General features: G+C 63.6%; 16 protein-coding genes. 13 read left to right on the top strand and 3 right to left on the bottom strand.

Going from position 1 to position 24,101, the window contains the following annotated elements:
* Positions 1-293: 293 nt before the first annotated feature.
* The 4 genes from HGO40_RS18855 to HGO40_RS18840 all read left to right on the top strand — a co-directional run bounded on the left by HGO40_RS18855 (position 294) and on the right by HGO40_RS18840 (position 4,133).
* Positions 294-1,196: a TauD/TfdA dioxygenase family protein gene (locus HGO40_RS18855; protein ID WP_250964244.1), complete on the top strand. Its 903-nt coding sequence runs from the start codon at positions 294-296 to the stop codon at positions 1,194-1,196.
* Between the two features lie 37 nt (positions 1,197-1,233).
* The gene (locus HGO40_RS18850) at positions 1,234-2,259 is read left to right on the top strand and encodes an ABC transporter substrate-binding protein (protein WP_250964243.1); all 1,026 of its coding nucleotides are present in this window, start codon (positions 1,234-1,236) and stop codon (positions 2,257-2,259) included.
* A 5-nt stretch (positions 2,260-2,264) separates the two neighbouring features.
* On the top strand, positions 2,265-3,125 hold the full coding sequence (locus HGO40_RS18845) for an ABC transporter ATP-binding protein (protein WP_250964242.1): 861 nt from the start codon (positions 2,265-2,267) through the stop codon (positions 3,123-3,125).
* 141 nt (positions 3,126-3,266) lie between these two features.
* On the top strand, positions 3,267-4,133 hold the full coding sequence (locus HGO40_RS18840) for an ABC transporter permease (protein WP_250964241.1): 867 nt from the start codon (positions 3,267-3,269) through the stop codon (positions 4,131-4,133).
* A 283-nt stretch (positions 4,134-4,416) separates the two neighbouring features.
* Here HGO40_RS18840 and HGO40_RS18835 read toward each other — a convergent pair whose 3' ends face one another.
* Positions 4,417-4,761, bottom strand: coding sequence for a DUF6124 family protein (locus HGO40_RS18835; RefSeq protein WP_250964240.1), 345 nt, complete (start codon positions 4,759-4,761; stop codon positions 4,417-4,419).
* 496 nt (positions 4,762-5,257) lie between these two features.
* On the opposite strand from HGO40_RS18835, the gene HGO40_RS18830 reads away from it, so the two are divergent.
* The 7 genes from HGO40_RS18830 (at position 5,258) to HGO40_RS18800 (ending at position 14,741) form a co-directional block, all read left to right on the top strand.
* Complete coding sequence (locus HGO40_RS18830; RefSeq protein ID WP_250964239.1) at positions 5,258-5,746, top strand: cell division protein; 489 nt, start codon at positions 5,258-5,260, stop codon at positions 5,744-5,746.
* A complete protein-coding gene (locus tag HGO40_RS18825; protein ID WP_250964238.1) occupies positions 5,739-7,181 on the top strand; it encodes a TIGR01777 family oxidoreductase in 1,443 nt (480 codons plus the stop codon). Before HGO40_RS18830 ends, HGO40_RS18825 begins: the two co-directional genes overlap by 8 nt.
* Positions 7,182-7,190: 9 nt before the next feature.
* Positions 7,191-9,626: an alpha/beta hydrolase gene (locus HGO40_RS18820; RefSeq protein WP_250964237.1), complete on the top strand. Its 2,436-nt coding sequence runs from the start codon at positions 7,191-7,193 to the stop codon at positions 9,624-9,626.
* A 417-nt stretch (positions 9,627-10,043) separates the two neighbouring features.
* Positions 10,044-10,820: an efflux RND transporter periplasmic adaptor subunit gene (locus HGO40_RS18815; protein ID WP_250964236.1), complete on the top strand. Its 777-nt coding sequence runs from the start codon at positions 10,044-10,046 to the stop codon at positions 10,818-10,820.
* Positions 10,817-12,136, top strand: coding sequence for an efflux RND transporter periplasmic adaptor subunit (locus HGO40_RS18810; protein WP_250964235.1), 1,320 nt, complete (start codon positions 10,817-10,819; stop codon positions 12,134-12,136). Before HGO40_RS18815 ends, HGO40_RS18810 begins: the two co-directional genes overlap by 4 nt.
* Before the next feature lies 1 nt (position 12,137).
* Positions 12,138-14,234, top strand: a complete 2,097-nt coding sequence (locus HGO40_RS18805; protein ID WP_250964234.1) for a site-2 protease family protein — start codon at positions 12,138-12,140, stop codon at positions 14,232-14,234.
* 15 nt (positions 14,235-14,249) lie between these two features.
* A complete protein-coding gene (locus tag HGO40_RS18800) occupies positions 14,250-14,741 on the top strand; it encodes a GNAT family N-acetyltransferase (RefSeq protein WP_186709457.1) in 492 nt (163 codons plus the stop codon).
* Between the two features lie 254 nt (positions 14,742-14,995).
* On the opposite strand, the gene HGO40_RS18795 is transcribed toward HGO40_RS18800, so the two are convergent.
* Both HGO40_RS18795 and HGO40_RS18790 read right to left on the bottom strand, forming a co-directional pair.
* Positions 14,996-15,307 carry a DUF6916 family protein gene (locus HGO40_RS18795; protein ID WP_250964233.1) on the bottom strand — a complete coding sequence of 104 codons (312 nt, stop codon included), beginning with the start codon at positions 15,305-15,307 and terminating at the stop codon, positions 14,996-14,998.
* A gap of 46 nt (positions 15,308-15,353) precedes the next feature.
* Positions 15,354-15,941, bottom strand: a complete 588-nt coding sequence (locus HGO40_RS18790; protein ID WP_250964232.1) for a phage tail protein — start codon at positions 15,939-15,941, stop codon at positions 15,354-15,356.
* A gap of 304 nt (positions 15,942-16,245) precedes the next feature.
* Here HGO40_RS18790 and HGO40_RS18785 point away from each other — a divergent pair, with 304 nt between their 5' ends.
* Positions 16,246-17,091 carry a sulfotransferase family protein gene (locus HGO40_RS18785; protein WP_250964231.1) on the top strand — a complete coding sequence of 282 codons (846 nt, stop codon included), beginning with the start codon at positions 16,246-16,248 and terminating at the stop codon, positions 17,089-17,091.
* A gap of 51 nt (positions 17,092-17,142) precedes the next feature.
* Positions 17,143-24,075, top strand: a complete 6,933-nt coding sequence (locus HGO40_RS18780; RefSeq protein WP_250964230.1) for an Ig-like domain-containing protein — start codon at positions 17,143-17,145, stop codon at positions 24,073-24,075.
* Positions 24,076-24,101: the final 26 nt, after the last annotated feature.

Here is a 24,101-nt window from a genome sequence, read left to right as displayed (position 1 = left end):
ACCCTTGTGGGAGCGAGCTTGCTCGCGATAGCAATGTGTCAGCGACAGATGCGTGTCTGACCTGACGCCATCGCGAGTAAGCTCGCTCCCACAGGATCAGAGTCGCTCCCACCGGTTCTGCCATATGGTTATGCGTTTTTAGTATTTAAATTACTTTTCTTATACCTTTAAAGTCATTCCCCTGCGTACCTGCCGACCAATCGGCGCGCCGCACGACACAAACCAACACGGTAACGCCGTGAGTTTTGATCGATTGCGCGCCCATTCAAGCGCGCCGTGCGTGGGAGTGATGTATGCCAGTCGTCTCTTTTTCTCCAGATTCAAATGCCGCGAACATCGCGCCGCAGTCGTTCGACATCCGTCCATTCCCCGATGCCGTAGGCGCCGAGATCGTTGGCCTGGACTTGTCCAGCCCCATCAACGACCAGGATTTCGCCCGCATCCACCGCGCCCACTTGGACTATCACGTCGTGGTGTTTCGCGACCAACGCATCACACCCGAACAGCACATTGCTTTCAGCCGTCGTTTTGGCGCGCTGCAGATCCATGTGCTCAAGCAATTCCTGCTGGCCGGGCATCCGGAAATCCTCATCGTTTCCAACATCATCGAAAACGGCCAATCCATCGGCCTGGGGGATGCCGGCAAGTTCTGGCATTCAGACCTTTCCTATAAAGAACTGCCCAGCCTCGGCTCGATGCTTCATGCCCAGGAGCTGCCAAGCGAAGGCGGCGATACGCTGTTCGCTGACATGCACAAGGCCTGGGACGGGTTGCCGGAAGCGCTGCGTAAAGCGGTGGAGGGCCGTTCGGCGGCGCACTCCTACACGGCGCGCTACAGCGAGACCAAATTCGAAGGCAACTGGCGCCCGACGCTCACGCCTGAGCAACTGGCCCAGGTCGCCGAAGTCGTGCATCCCATCGTCCGCACCCATCCGGAAACCGGGCGCAAGGCGCTGTTCGTCAGCGAAGGCTTCACCACCCGCATCGTCGGCCTGCCGGAAGATGAAAGCAAAGCCATCCTGACGGATCTGTATGCCCACAGCGTGCTGCCGCAGAACATCTATCGCCATCAATGGCAGCCCCACGACTTGGTGTTCTGGGACCACCGCTCGCTGATTCACCTGGCCGCCGGTTGCCCGAGTCATCTGCGCCGCAAGCTGTACCGCACCACCATCCCGGGCGACGCCCCTTTCTGATCGGCTGCGCCTCGCGCAAAAAGCCCGGAGAATCGCCATGTCCACACGCATTGCTTTTGCCCCGCTGGCCGCCGCCATCGGCCTGGGGTTCAGTTTGCTGGCCGGCAGCCTCGTCGCGCCCGCCAGCGCCCACGCCGAGGGGGAGATTCGCATCGCCGAACAGTTCGGCATCGTTTACCTGTTGCTGAACGTGGTCCGCGACCAGCAATTTATCGAGAAGCATGGCAAGGAGGAGGGCATCGACATCAAGGTCGACTGGACCCAGCTATCAGGCGGCGCGGCGGTCAACGATGCGTTGCTGTCGGGTTCCATCGACATTGCCGGGGCTGGCGTCGGACCGCTGCTGACGGTCTGGGACCGCACCCGTGGCAAGCAGAACGTCAAGGCTGTGGCCTCCCTGGGCAACTTTCCCTATTACCTGTTGAGCAACAACCCGAACGTCAAGACCATCGCCGACTTCACCGAGAAGGACCGCATCGCGGTCCCCGCGGTGGGGGTGTCGGTGCAGTCGCGGTTCCTGCAATTCGCCGCCGCCAAGCAGTGGGGCGACAAGGACTTCAATCGCCTCGACAAGTACACCCTGGCCGTCCCGCACCCGGACGCCACGGCCGCGTTGATTGCCGGCGGCACCGAGTTGACCGGGCATTTTTCCAACCCGCCGTTCCAGGACCAGGCCCTGCAAAATCCCAACGTCCACGTCGTACTCAATTCCTATGACGTGCTCGGGCCGAATTCACCCACGGTGCTGTTCGCCACCGAGAAATTCCGCGATCAAAACCCGAAGACCTACAAGGCCTTCGTCGAGGCGCTGACTGAAGCGGCCGAGTTCGCCCAGAAGGACAAAGGCGCGGCGGCGGACATCTACCTGCGGGTGACCAAGGCCAAGATCGACCGGGCGACCTTGCTGAAGATCATCGACAACCCGCAGATCGAATTCACCGACACCCCGAAAAACACCTACCCGCTGGCGGAGTTCCTCTACCGCGTCGGCGCCATCAAGCACAAACCAGCGTCGTGGGAAGATTATTTCTTCCAGGACGCCAAGCCATTGCAGGGGAGCTGATCGTCATGAACGCGCCATTGCAAGGCCACGCGGCCAGCAACGCCACCTCCGCTGACACTGCGCTGCTGTCAGTGGACAACGTCAGCCTGGAATACCGCACCCCGCAGCGTGTGGTGCGGGCCACCCATCAAGTGAGTTTCGAGGTCGATCCGGCGGACCGCTTTGTATTGCTCGGCCCGTCCGGGTGCGGCAAGTCCACGCTGCTCAAGGCCATTGGTGGGTTTATCGCACCGTGCGAAGGCGAAATTCGCCTGCAAGGCCAAACCGTCAACGCGCCAGGCCCGGATCGCATCGTGGTGTTCCAGGAGTTCGACCAATTGCCGCCGTGGAAAACCGTCAAGCAGAACGTGATGATCGCGCTGTTGGCGTCGGGCACGCTCAAGCGTCGCGAGGCCGAGGAGCGGGCGCTGCATTACCTCGACAAGGTCGGCCTGGCGGCGTTTGCCGATGCCTACCCCCACACCTTGTCCGGTGGCATGAAGGCCCGCGTCGCCATTGCCCGGGCGCTGGCGATGCAACCAAAAATCCTCTTGATGGACGAACCTTTCGCCGCACTCGATGCCCTGACCCGGCGCAAGATGCAGGAGGAATTGCTGCTGCTCTGGGAGGAGGTGCGTTTCACGTTGCTGTTTGTCACCCACTCCATTGAAGAGGCATTGGTGGTGGGCAATCGTATTTTGCTGTTGTCGCCGCACCCGGGACGGGTGAGGGCGGAAATCCACAGCCATCAATACGACCTGCACAGCCTCGGCGGCGTGGGTTTCCAGCACACGGCGCGACGGATTCATTCGTTGCTGTTCGAGCAAGGCCAGTTGCCGGACGCCGAGCGTGAGCTGGATTTCACCGACATCCGTATCGCCTACTGACCCTGTAGGAGCTGTCGAGTGCAACGAGGCTGCGATCTTTTGATCTTTCGTCCGAGACTCAAGCGTCAGGGGGAAGATCGCAGCCTCGCTTCGCTCGGCAGCTCCTACGGGGCGGTGCCAGGATCTGAAAAGAGAGTGTTTATGAGCCAATTATCGCCTGTGCGCGAAGAATACGAAGTCGACCTGCAACCCCTGACCCACGTGCCGCTGGAGCGGGAGTTGCCCCTGGGCCAGCGCCTCTGGCAACAGGGTTGGCTGCGTAAAGCGCTGATCCTGATTGTGCTGGCGGTTCTGTGGGAAGGAGTAGCCCGCTATCAAAATAACGACCTGCTGCTGCCGAGCTTTTTGCAGACCACCAGCGCTTTGTACGACGGAATGCTGAGTGGCGAGCTGTTGGGCAAAGTGTGGATTTCCCTGGTGGTGCTGCTCAAGGGTTATTTGCTGGGCATCCTCCTGGCGTTTGGCCTGACTACCCTGGCGGTGTCGACCCAGTTGGGCCGCGACCTGCTCAGGACCTTGACCTCGATGTTCAACCCGCTGCCCGCCATTGCCTTGTTGCCGTTGGCGCTGCTGTGGTTCGGCCTGGGGCAGAACAGCCTGATTTTCGTGCTGGTGCATTCGGTGCTGTGGGCGCTGGCGTTGAACATGTATGCGGGGTTTCTTGGCGTGTCGGAAACGCTGCGCATGGCTGGGCGCAACTACGGGCTCAAGGGCCTGCGCTTTGTCTTGTTCATCCTGATCCCGGCGGCGCTGCCGTCGATCCTCGCCGGGCTGAAAATCGGCTGGGCGTTCGCCTGGCGCACCCTGATCGCCGCCGAGCTGGTATTTGGCGCCACCAGCGGCAAGGGCGGTTTGGGCTGGTACATCTTCCAGAACCGCAACGAGTTGTATACCGACAAGGTGTTTGCCGGGTTGGCGGTGGTGATCCTCATCGGGTTGCTGGTGGAGAACCTGGTGTTCGACAGTTTGGAGCGGGTGACGGTGAAGCGTTGGGGGATGCAGCGGTGAGCCAGTGATACACCCTTGTGGCGAGGGAGCTTGCTCCCGCTCGGCTGCGCAGCAGTCGCAAAATCCGGCGATGCGGTGTGCCTGAAGGAATGCCGGGGGCCTGCTTCGCAGGCCAGCGGGAGCAAGCTCCCTCGCCACGGGGGTTGGGTTGCCTGGGCTGACGCCTTCGCGAGCAAGCTCGCTCCCACAGTTGATCGGTGTTGATCTCGATATTGAGTTCGACACAAAACCCTGTGGGAGCGAGCTTGCTCGCGATGGCAATCCTCAATTCACCACAGGTATGTCAGCCCGCCGCTTGAACCTCCAGCCGATCCATCGCCCGCTCCACCAACAAATGCACCCCCTCGGCCATCCGACTGATCGCCAGGATCACGCTGCGGCGCGAACCGTCGACATCATCAGCCAGGTCGGCGGCGATGGCGCTGATGGACAGCAGGTCTTCGGAAGCATTGGCCAGCAGGGTTTCGGTGTCGATATCAGGGGCGACCATGAAGAGTTGGGCGGTTTGGGTTTTGCCCGAGGTTTCATCGGTCGGTTTGGGGTTGAGGTAGTAATCGAGGGCGCGTTGGGCTGCTTCGTCGAGTGTGCTGGAGCTGGGTGAAGTGGGCTTCGTTTCTGCTGTTGTCATTGGGGAACTCCTAAACGACCAGTAAGGAGCCTTTGCTACGCAGCGAATCCAACTGAGATCGCTGAATGGCATGGGCTGTTTCGCCCTAAACAGATATTTCGGACTTGCACGTCCGTGTCACCCTTTTTTCAGTGACAAACCCAGACTAGCGGTGAGCCTAAAGGCGGACAAGTTCACCAACATCGCCGCAACTCGAAGGAAATCTCCTAGGACGTTGCTGTACGCAAGCAGCACACCGCTCCGCTGGGCTGCACCCTGTAGGAGCTGACGAGTGCAACGAGGCTGCGATCTTTTGATCTTTCGCTTGGGACTCAAGTGTCTAGGGAAAGATCGCAGCCTCGTTGCACTCGACAGCTCCTACACAGCTCCTACACAGCTCCTACGCTCCAGAGGGCGATGTGACATTTCGCTAAATCCCCACGCCACAATTAGCCCAGTAAAGCCCCTCCCATTTCCTTTAGACTGGCCGCCCTCAAGCAAGCCTTTAGGACATGGAATGCCAACCCCTCACCGCACCCTTCGCAAAGCCCTGGTCGTTTGGTTGTACGCGGCGGCCCTGATGCACCTGCTCGCCGGCGTCACGCTGACCTGGGCTGGTCACTCTGGCTTGCTCGATCACTATCTGAACACCATCGAACAAGCGTTCTGGGGCACCAATGCCGTGCCCGCGACGGCCCACGCGCAACAAGTCTGGTGGCTGGCCTTGTTCGGCGCCACGTTGCAAAGCTACGCGCTGTACATGCTCGCCCTCGTCCACATCGGCAATCGATTGAAGCGCGCCATGCCCTGGGGTTGGCTGATCGCCGGCATCCTGCTGTGGGCACCCCAGGACATGTGGATTTCCGCCCAGGCACAGGTCTGGTCGCACCTGTGGTTCGACAGCTTCGCACTGCTCGTTTTATTGCCGCCGCTGTTCTGGCTCTATCGCCACGACCGCCATACCTCCCTGACTGACAACGCGCCGAGTGATTCCAACCATGGCTGATTTTTCATTGCTGGACTGGGCCATCACCCTGCTGATTGCCCAAGCGATCCTCGGTGCGCTGGATACCCTGTATCACCACGAACTCACCGTCGCCTTGCCCTATCGCCACAGTGCTCGGCTGGAGCTCTCTATCCACGCCCTGCGCTCGTGCTTTTACGGGCTCCTGTTCCTGGGCATGGCGCATCTGGCCTGCGAGGGAACGTGGGCGATTGTCATCGCGCTGCTGTTCGCCCTGGAGATTTGCCTGACGCTGTGGGACTTCGTGGTCGAGGACCGCAGCCGCAAGCTGCCGGCCATCGAGCGCATCATGCACACGGTGCTGGCGGTCAACGGCGGGGCCTTCTTCGCGTTGTACGGCGTGCAATTGGCCCAGTGGGCGAGTTTGCCCACGGGCCTGAGCGCGATCGACCTCGGTTGGCGCGGCTGGCTGCTGACCTTGTTCGCCATCGGCGTCACGGCCTCGGGGATTCGCGACGGCTTGGCGGCCTTGCGTATGCAACGCGCGGGCAAGCCCGCCAACCCGTTTGCCGGCGGCGCCTACAAGCGCGTGCTGGTCACGGGGGGCACCGGGTTTATCGGCGAGACCCTGGTCAATCAATTGCTCGACGCCGGGCACACGGTCAGCGTGCTGGCTCGCGATCCGTTGAAGGCGGCCTATCTGTTTGACGGCCGCGCCCGCTGCCTGCGTTCGCTGGGCAAGCTGGGCCATGACGAAATGTTCGATGTGGTGATCAACCTGGCGGGTGCCCCGGTGGCTGGGCCGCGTTGGAGTCCCAAGCGCGAGGCGCAACGCATTGCCAGCCGGGTCAACACCACCGAAGCCTTGATGGCCTGGTTGAAAAACGCCCGGCACAAACCGGCATTGTGGATACAGGCCTCAGCCGTGGGTTTTTACGGCGTGCGTGACGCCAGCGAAAGTCTCGATGAAAGCGCCGCCCAGGGCGATGGCTTCATGGCTGAACTCTGTGTGCGTTGGGAAGCTTCAGCCCGGCCTGCCACTGAGTTGGGCGTGCGGCAGGTGGTGATGCGCCTGGGCGTGGTGTTCGGTCCGGGCGGTGCGTTGCTGCCGTTGCTGATTCCGTTTCGCCTGGGGTTCGGCGGGCGCATGGGCGACGGCAAACAGATCATGAGCTGGGTGCACCGCGACGATGTCATCCAAGTGATCGCCCGAGCCTTCGATGATGAAAGCCTGTGCGGCACCTACAACCTGGTGGCACCCGAGGCGGTCAGCCAGGCGTTGTTTGCCGAAAGTGTCGGCAAGGTGCTCAAGCGGCCAGTGTGGTTTCACATTCCCGCTGCGCCGGTGCGCGCCTTGGCAGGTGAGATGGCCCAGTTGTTTTTCGACGGCCAGCGGGTGGTGCCCAATCGTCTCGTCGAGGCCGGCTATACGTTCCGTTACCAGACGCTCGACGCCGCCCTGCGCGACTTGGCCTGAGGAGCGCCCATGAGTAAGCCCCGGATGTACCTGCTAGCCGGCAACGGCAGCGCGGCCGATTGGTGGGACGACGCGTTGCCGCATTTTCAACACCACGACGTGGTGTCGCTGGAGCTGCCTGGTTTTGGCAGCAATCCTCAGGCTCCCTGTGAAGACCTGGCGGCCTACGCGCAGGCATTGCTGGCGGCAACGGACAAGGGCAGCGCGATCATGGCGGTCGGAGTCAACGCCTTGCTGGTGCTGCACGCCTTGCAACGGCAACCGGGGCACTTTTGCCGCAGCGTGTTGCTGGCGCCGGTGGGCGCGTTTTTGTGGCAGCGGCGACTGCCGGCATTGATGTCGCCACTGCCGATTCGCAAGACCATTCATTGGCTGCTGGCGAACAAGCCGACGCTGTTTGCCCACAAGTTCTCCAGCCAGGCCTGGACGCCTGCGCAGTACCAACGCATGGGCGCCGGCTACGCTCGTTGCCGAGCCTTTGTGCCGCACTGGGATCTGGTGCGTGCCGACACCGCGTTGCCATTGCTGGAGTGGATTACCGACCCGGTCGAACTGGTGTGGGGCGATCAGGACAAGGTATTGGGCATCGCGCAGGCGGCGGCCTGGTCGGCCATTCTGGCCCGTGCCGACCTGACCATCAGCCTGAAGCCCGGTTGGGGCCACTACCCATGGATCGACTCGCCCGCTGAATTCACGGCATGGCTGGAGTCTGGCGAGCGTGGTTTTGTCGCGCATACCAAAGGCGGCCGCTTGCGTCTCGCGGCGCTGGCGGGGCAGCCGGTGCCGGCGGCGCTGTCGCTCAACCATTGCGATGATCCGCGCCTGCAGGGTTTTTTGGACGGCCAGCCGGACGCTACCTGGGCGGTGCGCTCCTCCAGTTACGGTGAAGACCAGGCCGATGCGGCCAATGCGGGCTTGAGCACCACGTACCTGCGCGAACCGACGCACAACGTGCCAGCGCGGATTGCCGAGTTGAGTGCGGCGGGTGTCGAGGAAGTGGTGGTGCAGCGCTTCATCACGCCACGGCTGTCCGGGATCGCGTTCGTGCGTCACCTGTCCGTTGAACTGGAATGGGTCGAGGGGCACCTGGAGTCGTTGGCCGATGGCCAAGTGAGCCCCGAGCGGGCGGTTATTTCCCGTCTCGGCGCGGCATGGAACAGCGGCACGTTCAAGCCATCCCTCGGCCTGACCGCCGAGGCGCTATGGCGCTTTCTCCAAGACGTATTGCGGGTCTTTCACTACGTGCCCGGCGACGTCGAATGGGCCTGGGACGGCACCCAACTGTGGTTGCTGCAATACCGGCCGATCAGCGACTACGGCTGGCGCCGCCACCTGACCGCCGCCAACATCGCCGAGATCCTGCCGCCCCGACCCAGTGTGTTGGTGGAGTACGCCCAGCGCCGCGCGGCGGCGAGCATTCCGGCGATCATGGCGCGTTGGGATTCGCGGGTGCTGCAGGACAACGAGCCCTTCACGGCAGTGTTTGGCGGCGCTTCGTACATCAACAATGACCTGTTTCTCGCCCGGCTGGCCGACTGGGGCATCAGCGCCAGCAGCTACGCCGGCGAAGTCGGTGGGGCCACCCCTCACCTGCCTTGGCGGCCACTGCGCCTGCTGCGTTCGCTGCCGTTGTTCCTGCGCATGCAACGCATCGCCCGGGGGCATTTGCTGACGCTGGAAAACGGCTTGCGACGTTTTGACCGAGAGCTGCGCGAACTGACCGAACAAGGCGCCGACGGCCAGCAACTGGCCGACTGGTTTACCCGTTTCTACGTGTTCGTGGTGCAAGGCAACCTGTGCATCGCCAGCGCCTTGGCCAGCAGTGGCGGTGACTGGCTGGGACGGCCACCGACCGCCTATGACAACCTTGAACACAGCCCCCATCGGCTGCCGTGGGAGACCGACCCAGCGACGCCACGCCCGGCACCGACCGAGCTGCCGTTGCAGGCCTTCCCACAATGGCCGTTGGCGATTCGCCTGGCCCATGGCGCCGGCCTGCCGGGGCTGCGCGGTTATTACTTGCAAGTGCGCGAATGGTATCGCGACAACCTGATGCGGATTTTCTTTCGCTTGCATCACGCCATGCCGGCGGTGGACCGGGCGTATTGGTTCACCCCGCACCCGGACATTCGTAGCCGTGACGGCAGCTTCTGGCAGGACGGCCGTGAAGGCACCGAGCAGGCGAGTGGTTTCTTGATTTCCCCGGGGCAGGCTCAAGGTATTTTGGGCGAGGATATCCTGTTGGAGGACACCCTGGACCCTGGTCGCCACGCCCACTATCAAAGCGCCCGTGCGGTGATCGCGCGCATGGGTGGCCGCCTGTCCCACGGCTCGACGCTGCTGCGTGAATTGCGCAAGCCTTCGGCGGTATTGCCTCAGGTGGATGTGGCTTGGTTGGGGCGCGAGGTGGTGTATTGCGATGGGGTGTTGAGGTTGGTGGAGTAGGCAGCGCGATGATCCGTCGATCACAGAACCTGTGGCGAGGGAGCTTGCTCCCGCTGGGTTGCGCAGCAACCCCAAGCAATTTGAATGCGATCTGCCTGATACACCGAGGCGTTAGGGTTTGGGACTGCTGCGCAGTCCAGCGGGAGCAAGCTCCCTCGCCACAAGGAGTGCGTTCAACTCTGGAGCTGTTCTCAATCCCCAGAAACGAAAAAACCGGCCGAAGCCGGTGTTTTCACCCCAACGGCCAGAGAACTTAATCTCTGCGTACGGGGTTGAGCAGTGAGCGAATCCTAAGTTGAAGAAATCGCGAGGTCAACACCACCGTTGCCACAGAGAATTCCCCCTTCTTCACCGCTACTCCCTTGACGCCCCCCACCGCTGTCGTAGACTCCGCCCATCCGTCAGGGAGTAACGGTCATGCGACGTTTGAGCAGTTGGGTTGTGGGATTGGCCTTCATCACGTGCGAGGTTCAGGCGCAGACGCCGGCTTCCGACGATCCGTTGCTGGAGAGCAACGTCTCGACCAGTGCGTCGGCCAGCGAGGCGCGTGGCGTGCTTCGAGCACGGGACCAGGCAGTGTTGGCCAGCGAGTTGGCCGGGCGGATTGTCGAGTTGCCGTTCAGCGAGGGCGAGTCGTTCAAGAAGGGTGACACCCTGGCGCGTTTCGATTGTTCGGCCTATCAGGCCCAGCTCAATGCGGCCCAGGCGGCCAGCCGTGGTGCCGGTGAAGAACTGGCCCATAACCGGCAGTTGGCGGCGTTGAAATCCGTTGGGCGTTTCGAGGTGTCGCGGGCCGAGGCGCGGCTCAGCGAGGCCCAGGCGCAATCCCAGGTGTACCAGGTGCAGGTCAAGCGTTGCAGCGTGATCGCGCCGTTCGATGGACAGGTGGTGGCGCGCAAGGTCCAGCGTTATGAAAGCGTCGCGGCCGGCGCGCCATTGCTGGATGTGGTCGATAACCGCACCCTGGAGATTCACCTGCTGGTGCCTTCACGCTGGATGGACCGGCTCAAGCCCGGCCAACCCTTTACCTTCGTCCCCGATGAAACCGGCAAGCCGTTGCAAGCGACGGTCAAGCGCCTGGGCGCGCGCATCGACGAGGGCAGCCAGACGCTGCTGCTGGTGGCGAACGTGCCGGATGCCAGCGGCCTGCTGTCCGGCATGAGCGGCACGGCGCGTTTCTCGGAGTCGAAGTGAACGCGCCAGTGACGGGCAGTACCGAGCAGGTGTTCGCCCGCTTCCTCGATCTGGAGCGCCAGACGAGGGCTGCGCGTACACCGGAGCAGCTGAGTTACAGCCTGGTCAACGACGGCCAGGCGCTGTTCGGCTTTCGCCACGCCGCGTTGTTGATCGCCGGCAAGGTCCAGGCCGTGACCGGCGTCACTACCGTGGAGCCGAATGCGCCGTTCGTGGCGTTTGTCGAGCAGGCGGTGGCGCAGTTGTTCAAACAGGGCCTGTTGAACCAGGCCCGGGTGATCGCCGCCGATGGGGTGAGCGAATCCATCCGGGCAGACTGGCGCAGCCTGTCGGCCGGGCAAGTGTTCTGGCTGCCGTTGATCGATCATCAGGGCCAGGTGTTCGGCGGTTTGTGGTTGGCCCGCGACCTGCCATGGACGCCGCCGGAGCAAGTGCTGCTGTCGCAACTGGGCGACACCTACAGCCATGCGTGGTTGGCGTTGCAACCGCGCAAGCCATGGCGCCTGCGCTGGACACGGAAGCGCCAGGTGGCGCTGGTGGCGCTGTTGCTGCTGGGCTTGCTGATCCCGGTGCGCCAGTCCGTTTTGGCCCCGGCCGAAGTGGTACCGCTGGGCGGGCAAGTGGTGGCGGCGCCGTTGGATGGGGTGATCGCCGAGTTCCTGGTCAAGCCCAACCAGAGCGTCAAGAACGGCGACCTGTTGTTGCGTTTCGAAAGTACCAGTCTCAAGGCCCAGGCCGATGTGGCCGAGCGGGCGTTGGGCGTGGCCGAGGCCGAACTCAAGGCCAATTCCCAGCGCTCGTTTGCCGACGCTGAATCCAGTTCCAAGATTGACCTGCTGGCTGCCCGCGTCGAGCAGAAGCGCGCCGAGCGCAACTACGCACTTGAACTGCTCAAGCGCAGCGAAGTGCGCGCCGAGCGGGATGGCATCGCGGTGTTTGCCGACGCTGAGCGCTGGCTCGGCAAGCCCGTGCAGACCGGTGAGCGGCTGATGGAAATCGCCGATCCAAACCAGGCCGAGTTACGCATTGAATTGGCGGTGGGTGACGCGATTGCCCTTGAGCCCGGTGCGCAAGTTGCGTTGTTTCTCGACAGCGACCCGTTGCAGCGGCACCTGGCCCGGCTCGAGCGTTCGGCCTATGAAGCGCAGCCTACCGCCGCCGGCCAACTGGCGTATCGATTGGATGCGCGTTTCGATGCCACGGCGCCGCGCATTGGCCTGCGAGGCACGGCGAAGGTCTTCGGCGACCGTGCCCCGCTGGCGGTGTACCTGCTGCGGCGGCCGCTGGCCGGCCTGCGCCAGAGCGTAGGCCTGTAGCATGGACTTGCCGAGCCTGCGGCCGGACCCGCAACTGTCCCCGGCGGCCTCAGACCCGGACGGTTCTCCGCAGTGGACCTTGGCCGATCCGGTGCGCGGGCGCTATTTCAAACTGGGCGCGGCGGCGATGCGCATGTTGCGGCACTGGTCCCTGGGCGATCCGGAACAGGTACTGCAGGCCGCGAACCGCGAGCCGGGCCTACCGCTCAACGGGGAATCGCTGGAGCAGTTGCTGGGCTTCTTGCGTGGTCATGACCTGATCAGCGCGATGGACCCGCAACAGCGTGACAGTTATCTGTTCAAGACCGCCGCGCAACGCCAGAGCGTGTGGCAGATCCTGCTGCACCAATACCTGTTTTTTCGCATTCCGCTGTGGCGCCCGGACGCCTTTCTCAATCGGGCCTGGCCCTGGTTGGCGCGGTTCGGCCCCGGGAGCCTGCGCTATGGCCTGCCGCTGACCCTGGGTCTTGGCATCTTCCTGGTGTCGCGGGACTGGCAGCGATTCGTCGCGACGTTTCCACACCTGTTCAGCCTGGGCGGTGCGCTGGCGTTCGGGGCGGCGTTGCTCTTCGCCAAGCTGTGCCACGAGTTCGGCCACGCCTTCATGGCCAAGCGCGCCGGTTGCCGGGTGCAGAGCATGGGCGTGGCGTTCATGGTGCTGTTGCCGATGTTCTATACCGACGTCAGCGACGCCTGGCGGATCAGGGATCGCCGCGCACGGTTGCTGATCGGTGCCGGTGGGGTGCTGGCCGAATTGCTGCTGGCGTGCATCGCGCTGCTGGCCTGGTCGCTGTTGCCCGACGGGCCGGCACGTACCGCGGCGTTCATGTTGGCCAGCGCCACCTGGATCACCACGTTGATCATCAACCTGAACCCCTTCATGCGCTTCGACGGGTATTTCCTGCTCAGTGATTTCTGGGCGGTGGATAACCTTCAGGGGCGGGCGTTTGCCCTGTGTCGCTGGCGCCTGCGCGAAGCCTTGTTCGGGTATGGCGCGGCGGCGCCGGAACCCTGGTCGCCGAAGATGCGTCGGCGTTTGCTGGTGTGGGGTTATGGCTCGTGGCTGTGGCGGGCATTGTTGTTTTTCGGGATTGCCTTGGCGGTCTATCACCTGTTCTTCAAGGTGCTGGGCATTTTTCTAATGATGGTGGAATTGGTGTGGTTCATTTTCATGCCCATCGTGAATGAGTGGCGGCAATGGTGGAGTCGTCGTGAGCAAGCCCACGGCGGGCGGATGCTCCTGAGTGGCCTGGTGTTGCTGGCACTCCTGCTGGTGTTGCTGCTCCCCTGGCGCAGCGCGGTGGAAGTGCCGGCCATGCTCGAGGCCGGGCGCGCCAGTGCCTTGCATGCGCCGGTGGCGGCGCGGGTCAAACAGGTGAATGTGCACGACGGCCAGACCGTGGCCCAGGGCGATGTGCTGATTGAGTTGGAGTCGCCGGACATGGCGTCGCGCCTGGCCATCGTGCGCCGGGAAATCGAGATCCAGCAGTTGCAGATGCGCCGTCAGGCCGGGCGCAGCGAAACCGCCGCCGATGCCGGCATCGTCGAACAGCAACTGGCCGAAGCGGTGGCCGAGTACCGCGGCCTGGTGGCCCAGCGCGAACGGCTGTTGTTGCGTGCGCCCCATGCCGGTCAGGTGCGCGATGTGTTGCCGCAACTGTCGATAGGGCGCTGGTTGTCACCCACACAGGCACTGGCGCGGGTGGTGCAGACCGATTCGCGGTTGCGCGGCTACCTCACCGAAGCCGAGCTTTGGCGGGTCGGGCCGGGTGCCACGGGCCGGTTCATCGCTGACGATCCGATGCACACATCGATGGCCGTGCGGTTGAATGAAATCGACACCAACGGCGTGGCCTGGGTCGAACAGCAAGCGTTGACGTCCGACCATCACGGGCCGATTGCGGTGCGCCGCGACTCGCAACAACGGGCCGAGCCGGTCCAGGCCCAGTACGGCGTGCGCCTGAGTACGGTGGACGCCACGTCCGCTCCGGTGCAGCCGCTGCGTGGCGTGGCGGTGTTGCAGGGCGAGGGCGAGTCGGTGTTGGGAGCGGCCTGGCGGCGGTTGGCGGCGTTGGGTGTCAGGGAAAGCGGGTTCTAGGCCTAGGGGGCAAGCATGGATTCGGTGGCGGCAGAGGGGTTGGTGGTGCGTCCATCGCGGATCAGCGATGGTCCGTTCCTGCAGGGCCTGTACCAGGCGGCGCGGCCGGACCTGCAATGGATCGACGGCGAACATGAACAGGTACAGCAGGTGATTGCCCAGCAGTTCCAGGTGCAGGAGCAAGGGTTGGGCGAGAACTTCCCCAACGCCATGCATTACGTCGTGGAAAAACTCGGCACTGCGATTGGCGCCTTGAGTACGGATTTCGGCCCCAATGAGATTCGCGTGCTGTACCTGGCCTTCATCCCCCAGGCCCGTGGCCAGGGCTATGGCCGGGCGGTGTTGCAAGGGGTGCAGAAAGCCGCGCAACAGATCCGCTGCCCGGTGGCGACCGTGGTCTGGGCCAGCAACCCCCACGCCCGTCGGCACTACCTGGCGCTGGGCTTCGAAGTGCAAGAGCGCAACCCGGCGGCGGAGCGGTTGGTCTGGTATCCGAAAGGCAACTGAATGACGCCGTACCCCTGTGGGAGCCAGCTTGCTCGCGAAGGCGATCTTCCATCCATCCGGAACCCGTGGCGAGGGAGCTTGCTCCCGCTGGCCTGCGAAGCAGGCCCTCTGTCTTTCTCCAGTCGGACAGTTTTGTCAGGTTTTGCGACTGCTTCGCAGCCGAGCGGGAGCAAGCTCCCTCGCCACAGGTTCCGGGTCGTCTGGGCTGACGCCATCGCGAGCAAGCTCGCTACCACAGTTTGAAATGAGTCCAGTCAGTTAAACGCGATGTAGAAATACCCCAGCGTCGGATCCCGCCCCATGGGCGGTATCCGTGATACGAACACCCCCTCGATCTTGCCCAGTTCCGGCACTTCCAGAGCGCAGAGTCCGTCGACGAATTCAGTACCTTCCAGGCTGTTGAATTCCACGCTGAACGGCATCCGCGCGGTGTTCGGCATCTTTGCCCGTGGGCTTTCTTCAAGGGTTTCGAAGCGCACCGGCAGGCAGCTGCCGTCGGGGAGGGTCAGGCTGCCGGTCTGGCCCAGCAGCGGTTGGAAATGGCGGCTATGAACCTGTTGCAGCATGTCGACACTCCAAAAGGCCGGAGGACCGCAGCCCTCCGGCGGCTCATCAGTTACGGGACGGGAAGTAGCCTTGAAGGGCGATGCTGAAGTTGATGGCCAGGAACGGGTTCATGACCGTCATCGGCGTGTTGCCGCCGGTGGGGGCGACCGTGCCGTTGACCGTGGTGGTCACGCCTTGCAGCGGCACTGGCGAAGCGCCTATCTGGTCGGAATAGATCGCCGCCGAGCCCGGCCCGGTGCCCGAGGTGCCGATGAACGAGTTGGTTGCCGTGGGCGTATTCACCGGGTTGCTGGCCGGGTTGGCCAACTGCAGGGTAGTGGAAGCGGTAATGCCGGGGAGGGCATGGGTGTGGTTGGGCAGGTTGTTGAGCGTTGCCGTGACGTTTTCGGTGCCGGATATCTCTCCGATGACCCGCGGGGTCAGGCCCAGGCCACTGCCTTGGCCCATGGGCAGGCGACCTTGCAGGTTGGGTAGCATGAAGGTGGTCTGGCCGTTGCCTCCGTAGGTCACGCCGATCAGGGCGAACAAGGTCTGGTACTGGGAAAGGGCAAGCGTCTGCCCGTTGCACAGCGCCCAATCCCTGGGTGCAAAGTTAAAGGCGAACGACTGGATAGTGCCGATGAATACTTCCATAGATTCCTCATCCTTCAGGTGATTGGTTCTTGCAGTGCCCGGACGTGAAGGACAAGAGTGCGATCAGCCCGACTCCTTGTTTCCCTGGCCTGGTCACGCACGGCTGAGCGTAGACCGGGATGTTTGATTTTGCCGAGCGAAGCGGGCGGAAAAATGTCGCGACACGGCTTAATCGATTCAGGTTCCCGAGCGTCGCTACCGTCCATCTTCTTTTATGGCTTGGGATGAATCTGATATCAAAGTACTACTAGGCGAAGATTGTTTCCTCGGCTACGCTTCGGCTACAAAAGGACTACAAACAAAGGTGAATGGATTGCCGCAGTTTCACTTCATTTCCGGTTTGCCGCGCTCAGGCTCGACCCTGCTCTCTGCCATTTTGTTGCAGAACCCGCGCTTTCATGCCGGCATGACCAGTCCCGTCGGCACGCTGTTCAACAGCGTCCTGCAGCAATGCAGCGCCGGCAGCGAGTTCGGCTCGGTGATCGACACCGACCTGCGCCGCCGCCTCTTGCGCGGCCTCTTCGATTCCTACTACGCCGACAAAGCCGACAAGCCGGTCATCTTCGACACCAACCGCCAATGGTGTGCCCGCCTGCCAGCCCTGCAGGACCTGTACCCCCAAGCCAAGACCATCGCCTGTGTGCGCAACGTCGCTTGGGTGCTCGACAGCCTGGAGCGGCTCTACCGTGCCAACCCGTTCGAGAACACCAAGCTGTTCAATGACGATGACGAGCGCAACACCGTCTACAGCCGCTGTGAAACCCTGGCCCAGCGCAACCGCCTGGTGGGGTTCGCCTGGACGGCGCTCAAAGAGGCCTATTACGGCGAGAACGCCGAGTCGCTGCTGATCGTCGACTACGACTTGTTGAGCCAGGCCCCGGAGCGGGTGATGCGCCTGGTGTACGAGTTCATCGGCGAGCCCTGGTTCGAACACGATTTCAATCACTTGACCTACGACGCACCGGCCTTCGACCAGGCCTTGGGCGTGGCCGGCCTGCATAAGGTCAAGCCCAAGGTCGCGCCGCAAGCCCGGCGGACCTTGTTGCCGCCGGACCTGTTTGAAAAGTATGCCGAGTTGTCGTTCTGGCGCGATGGGTCTGCAAGCGCCGCCAATGTCATTCGTATGAAAACCGACGCCGCCGTCAGCTGACTGCGGTTTTTTTCATTTGCGTTTCAGAAAGTTCGAGTCCAGGTGATCGTCATGTGGTGGAGCAAAGGCAAATCGCGGGTAACCGAGGGCACACAGGCCCTGGCATCGCCAATGATCATGTCCCTGGAACCGCGAATGCTGTTCGACGGCGCGGGGGCGGCCACCGTGGCCGATGCCGCGCAGCCGGACGCGCAGCCCACTGCCGAGGCGGCCAAGACGCCAACGGCGGACCAGGCGACCGATACCCATGCGCCCCAGGGCCAGGTCGATGCCACCCAGGCTGCCGTGCCGGGCAAATCCGTGGTGTTTGTCGATTCCCGGGTCAAGGATTCCGCCAGCCTGCTCGAAGGCGTGGCGCCCGGTACCCAGGTCGTACAGCTGGATGCCACGAAGGACGGCTTGCAGCAGATTGCCGATTACCTGGACACCCACCAGGGCGTCAGCTCGGTGCAGATCATCGCCCACGGCAACGCCGGTGATTTGTGGCTGGGCAACAGCTACCTGTCGGCGGATAACGTCCAGGCCCGTAGCGAAGTGCTGGCGCAGATCGGCCAGGACATGAACGCCGGTGGCGATATCCTGATCTATGGCTGCTACACCGCCGAAGGCGAGCGTGGTTTGAGCCTGGTGGATTCATTGGCGCAGTTGACCGGCCGCGATGTGGCGGCGTCCAACGACCGCACCGGCCTGGGTGGCGACTGGGACCTGGAAATCGCCACCGGCACCATCGAAAGCGCCAACGTGCTCTCGGCCAATGCCATGAGCGAGTACCAGTGGGGCCTGGCTACCTGGACCGCCACCAACAACCTCAATAGCGGCGTGGGCTCCCTGCGCGCCGCCCTGACGTCCGCGCAGAACGGCGACATTGTCACGTTCAATACCAGCATGACCGTCGCCCTGACCCAGGTGCTGGTGGTCAACAGGAACGTCACCATCGATGGTGACCTGAACAATGACAACGTCGCCGACGTGACCCTCGACGGCCAGAACCGCACCCAGATCATGCAAGTGACGTCCGGCACCACGGCCACCCTCGATGGCCTGGTGATCACCCGGGGCATGGTGGCAGGCAACGGTGGTAATGGCGGCGACGATGCGCTGGTGTCCCAGGGCGGCGGCATCTACAACGCCGGCACCTTGACCCTGCGCAACGTTACGGTCACCGCGAACGCCGCTTCAGGCGGCGGTGGCGGCGGCGGTGTGACGCCGCAGTACGCCGGTGGCGGCGGCGGTGGCGGTGGTGCGGTCGGTAGCGGTATCGGCGGCAAGGGCGGCGACACGCTCAACTCCACGGGCTCCAATGGCTCGGCCGGGCAGGGCGGCGCGGGCGGCGGTTTCTTCAACATTGGCGGGCGTGGCGGTTCCACCACGGGTGGCGCGGGTGGTGCGGCGTATCCGGGCTACAGCACCGGTTCGGCCGGCGGCACGGCCTCCAGCGGTGGCTTGTCCATCGGCGGTGGCGGCGGTGGTGACGGGTATGACAACTTCGGCGGCGACGGCGGCGGTGCGGTCGGTGGTATCTATAACGACACCGGCGCGACCCTGCGGATCATCGGCAACTCGACCATTTCCAACACCGTCGGCGCCGGCGGTGGCGGTGGTGGCGGCGGGGCGGGCGGTAGCTATCTCCAGGCAGGTGGTGCGGGCGGTGTCGGTGTCGGTGCCATCTGGAACAAGGGCTCGATCCTGATCACTGCCGCCAACTTCGCCGCCCTGGCCGGCAACGTCGGCGGCAGCGGCGTGGGTGGGACGAGTGCGGGCACCGCCGGTGTTTCGCCAGCGTCGGTGGCCAACGTCTACGGCGATGGCGGCACCATCAACCCCAACTATGTGCCGGACGAGACGCCGCCCACCGCGACCGTCGTGGTGGCCAATACCAACCTGAACTCCGGTGGCACGTCGACGGTGACCATCACCTTCTCCGACGCCGTGACCGGCCTCACCGCGGCGGACCTGACGGTGCAGAACGGCACCGTCGGCACCTTGACCAGTGGCGACGGCGGCATCACCTGGACCGGTACGTTGACCGCGGCCAGCAACATCGCCGACACCACCAACATCATCACCCTGAACAATACCGGCGTGGCCGACCTGGCCGGCAATGCCGGGGTGGGCACCACCGATTCGAACAATTACATCGTCAACGACACCGTGGCGCCTACGGCGTCCATCGTGGTGAGTGACACGGCCCTCAGGATTGGCGAGACCTCGACGGTCACCATCACGTTCTCCGAGGCCGTCTCCGGCTTCACCACGGCCGACCTGACCGTCGCCAACGGCTCGATCAGCGGCCTGAGCACCAGTGACGGCGGCATCACCTGGACGGCCACGCTGACACCGGATGCGACTGTCACCGATACCTCCAATCTCATTGTCCTGAACAACACGGGCGTGGCCGACCTCAATGGCAACGCCGGCGTGGGGACGACCAACTCCAACAACTACGCCATTGACACGCAACGCCCGACGGCCACCATCGTAGTGACCGATACCGCGCTGAGGATCGGTGAAACCTCCGTAGTCACGATCACCTTCAGCGAGGCCGTCACGGGTTTCACCCTGGCGGACATGACCGTGGCCAACGGCTCCTTGAGCGGTCTGAGCAGCGGTGACGGCGGTATCACCTGGACCTCGACGCTCACCCCGAGCGCCAGCATCAGCGATGCCACCAACCTGGTCATCCTGGCCAATACCGGTGTGGCGGACGCGGCCGGGAACGCCGGCAGCGGCACCACCAGTTCCAACAACTACGCCGTCGACACACAGCGCCCAACCGCCAGTATCGTCGTGAGCGACACCTCCCTGAGCGTCGGCGAAACCTCGCTGGTGACCATTACTTTCAACGAAGCGGTGACCGGCTTTACCACCGCCGACCTGACGGTCGCCAACGGCACGGTCACCGGCCTGAGCAGCGGCGACGGCGGCATTACCTGGACCGGGACGCTCACGCCAAGCGCCAGCACCAGCGACACCAGCAACCTCATCACCCTGGATAACACCGGCGTGAGCGACGCGGCGGGCAATGCTGGCAGCGGCACCACCGACTCCAACAACTACGCCGTCGACACCGCGCGTCCGACCGCCACCGTCGTGGTCGCCGACACGGCCATCGCCGTGGGCGAAACCTCGGTGGTGACCATCACCTTCAGCGAGGCGGTGACCGGTTTCACCCTGGCGGACCTGAGTGTCACCAACGGCAGCCTGAGCGGCCTGAGCACCAGCGACAACATTACCTACACCGCGACTTTTACGCCGAGCGCGGGCGTCAGCGATGCCTCCAACCTGATCACCCTCAATAACACGGGGGTGGTGGACGGCGCGGGCAATACCGGCAGCGGCACCACCGACTCCAACAACTACGCCGTCGATACCCAGCGTCCGACCGCTACCATCGTGGTGGCCGACACGGCGCTGAGCGTCGGCGAAACGTCGCTGGTGACCATTACCTTCAGCGAGGCGGTCACAGGTTTCGACAATTCGGACCTGAGCGTAGCCAACGGCACGCTGAGTGCGGTCAGCAGCAGCGATGGCGGCATCACCTGGACCGCGACGTTCACGCCCAGCCTCGGGGTCACCGACGTCTCCAACCTCATTGTCCTGAACAACACCGGGATCAACGATGGGGCGGGCAACACCGGCACCGGCACGACCAGTTCCAACAACTACGCCATCGACACCAACGTGCCGACGGCGACCGTGGTGGTGGCCGACTCGTCTCTGAGCATCGGTGAAACCACCGTGGTCACCGTGACCTTCAACTCGGCGGTCAGCGGGTTCGACAATGCGGACCTGACCGTCAGCAACGGCACCCTGAGCACCATGAGCAGCACCGACGGCGGCGTCACCTGGACGGCCACGTTCACGCCGAGCGCGAGCATTTCCGATACCAGCAACGTCATTACCCTGGACAACACTGGCTTGATCAACGGCGCGGGCAACGCTGGCGTGGGCACTACCGACTCGAACAACTACGCGGTCGACACGGTGCGTCCGACCGCGACCATCGTCGTGGCCGACACGGCCATTGCCGCCGGCGAGACTTCGCTGGTGACCATCACCTTCAGCGAGGCCGTGACGGCGTTCACCAGTGCCGACCTGACGGTCGCCAACGGCGTGATCTCAGGGTTGAGCAGCAGCGACGGCGGCATCACCTGGACCGCGACCTTTACGCCGACCGCTGGCGTCACGGACACCAGTAACGTCATCTCGCTCAACAGTGGCGGCATCGTCGACCTGGCCGGCAACGTCAACGTCGGCGGCACCGACTCCAACAATTATGCGCTGGACACTGAACGTCCCACCGCAACGATTGTGCTGGCCGACTCCAACCTCAGTGTCGGTGAGACCTCGTTGGTGACCATCACCTTTTCCGAGGCGGTCAGCGGTTTCGACAATTCGGACCTGAGCGTTGCCAACGGCACACTCAGCGCTGTCAGCAGCAGCGATGGCGGCTTGACCTGGACCGCGACGTTCACGCCGACCCTCGGCGTGCGGGACGCGACCAACCTGATCGTCCTGAATAACAGCGGCGTAAGCGACGCGGCGGGCAACACCGGCACGGGCACGACCAACTCGGCCAACTACGCCATCGACACCCAGGTGCCGACGGCGACCATCGTGGTGGCCGATACGTCCCTGAGCATCGGTGAAACCAGCCAGGTAACCATCACCTTCAACGAAGCAGTGAGCGGTTTCGACAACAGCGAGCTGACCATCAGCAACGGCACGCTGAGCAACGTGTCGTCCTCCGACGGCGGCATTACCTGGACGGCCACGTTCACGCCGAGCGCGAGCATTGCCGACACCAGCAACCTGATCACCCTGGACAATACAGGTGTCGTCAACGTCTCGGGCAACGCCGGCGTCGGCACTACCGATTCGAACAACTACGCCATCGACACCGTGCGTCCAACGGCAACCATCGTCGTTGCCGACACGGCCATCGCCGCAGGTGAAACTTCGCTGGTGACCATCACCTTCAATGAGGCCGTGACGGGCTTCACCGACGCCGACCTGAGCGTCGCCAACGGTACGCTCAGCGGGCTGAGCAGCAGCGACGGCGGCATCACCTGGACCGCGACCTTCACGCCTGCTGTTGGCATCACCGACACCAGCAATCTCATCACCCTCGCCAACAGCGGCGTCGCCGACCTGGCGGGCAACGCCGGCAGCGGCACCACCGATTCGAACAACTACAGCGTCGACAGCCAGCGTCCGACTGCCACCATTGTGCTGAGCGATTCGGTGTTGAAACCGGGCGAAACTGCCCAGGTGACCATCACCTTCAGCGAGGCGGTGACGGGTTTCAGCAACGCTGACCTGAGCGTGGCCAACGGCACCCTGAGCGCCGTCAGCAGCAGCGACGGCGGCCTGACCTGGACCGCGACGTTCACGCCGACCCTGGGCGTGACCGACGCCAGCAATGTGATCACCCTGGACAATACCGGTGTGAGCGATGCGGCCGGCAACATCGGGACAGGCACGACCGACTCGGCCAACTATGCGGTCGAGACACGCGTCCCGACGGCCACCATCGTGGTGGCCGACAGTGCGCTGCGGATAGGGGAAACCTCGCAGGTCACCATCACCTTCTCGGAAGCGGTCAGCGGTTTCGACAACAGCGACCTGACCATCAGCAACGGCACGCTGAGCAACGTTTCCTCTTCCGACGGCGGCGTCACCTGGACGGCCACCTTCACCCCGACCACCAGCATCACCGACACCAGCAACCTGATCAGCCTGGACACCAGCGGCGTGGTCAACGCCTCGGGCAACAGTGGTGTCGACGTGGTGAACTCCAACAACTACGCGATCGACACGGTTCGTCCAGGCGCGACCATCACCGTCGGCGATACCACCTTGGGCATTGGCCAGAGCACCACCGTGACCATCAGTTTCAGCGAGGCGGTGTCCGGATTCGACCTGTCGGACCTCAGCGTCGCCAATGGCGTGTTGTCCAACCTCGCCAGCAGTAACGGCGGCCTGACCTGGACGGCGACACTGACGCCGACTGCGGGCGTCAACGATGCCACCAACCTGATTCTGCTCGACGCCAGCACTGTGCAGGACCTGGCCGGCAACGCCGGGGTGGGCATCGCGATTTCCAGCAACTATGCACTCGACGCCACCCGGCCGACGGCGACCATCGTCGTCGCCGATCCGGACCTGACGGTGGGCGAGACGACCCAAGTGACCTTCACCTTCAGCGAAGCGGTGACGGATTTCGACCTGTCGGACCTCAGCGTCACCAACGGTGAACTGACCAACCTGACCACCAGCGACGGCGGCAAGACCTGGACGGCGACATTCACGCCAACGGTGAACCTCACCGACCCGAGCAACTTCATCGCCCTGGACACCAGCAACGTCAGGGACCTGACGGGCAACGCCGGGGCCAGCGTGGCGGTGTCCAACAACTATGCGATCGACACCGTGGTGCCCAACGACGTGAAGCCGCCACCGGAGTTCCTGACGTCCGACCCGGTCACGGTGATCCCGCCGTCCGAGGTGCCGCTGCAACCGATCGTCGTTCCCCCGCCGACCGGCAACCTGGGTTCGCCGCGGGGCTTCCCGCCGCGGTGCGAGCTACGGGACGTGGGTGGGGGCCTGCGGCCGATCGGGGATATTTTCATCAACCATGGCGCCCTGGCGCCGAGCTATATCGCCCAGGTGTTCAGCACTGACGCCGCCGGCGACGGTAGCGGCCAGGGGTTCCTGGGCTTTGGTGGGGGTGATGGCGGGGTGTTAGGCAGCAGCACGCTTTCGACCCTGTTCAACCAGGACTCTGGTTCCGAGGGCGAGTCGATGGAGGCCTTCGGCAGCCAGTCGATGCAGGGCGGCGATGTGGCCCAAGGGGTGCGTGGGGTGTTCGGGGCGCCCACCCTGGGTCAGCAACTGCAACAGCTCAAGGACACTGAACAACATCAGGTCGACAGCCTGGCAACCGCGTTACGACAGGTCGGCATCAGCCAAGTGCAGGCCTGAATTCTAAAAAATATTGGGGCAGCCAG

Origin of the sequence: Pseudomonas sp. CG7, assembly GCF_023701885.1 — a bacterium.
Taxonomy (GTDB): domain Bacteria; phylum Pseudomonadota; class Gammaproteobacteria; order Pseudomonadales; family Pseudomonadaceae; genus Aquipseudomonas; species Aquipseudomonas zanjanensis.
Note: the sequence above shows the minus strand (reverse complement) of the source record. Positions and strands in the feature narration are given on the sequence as shown.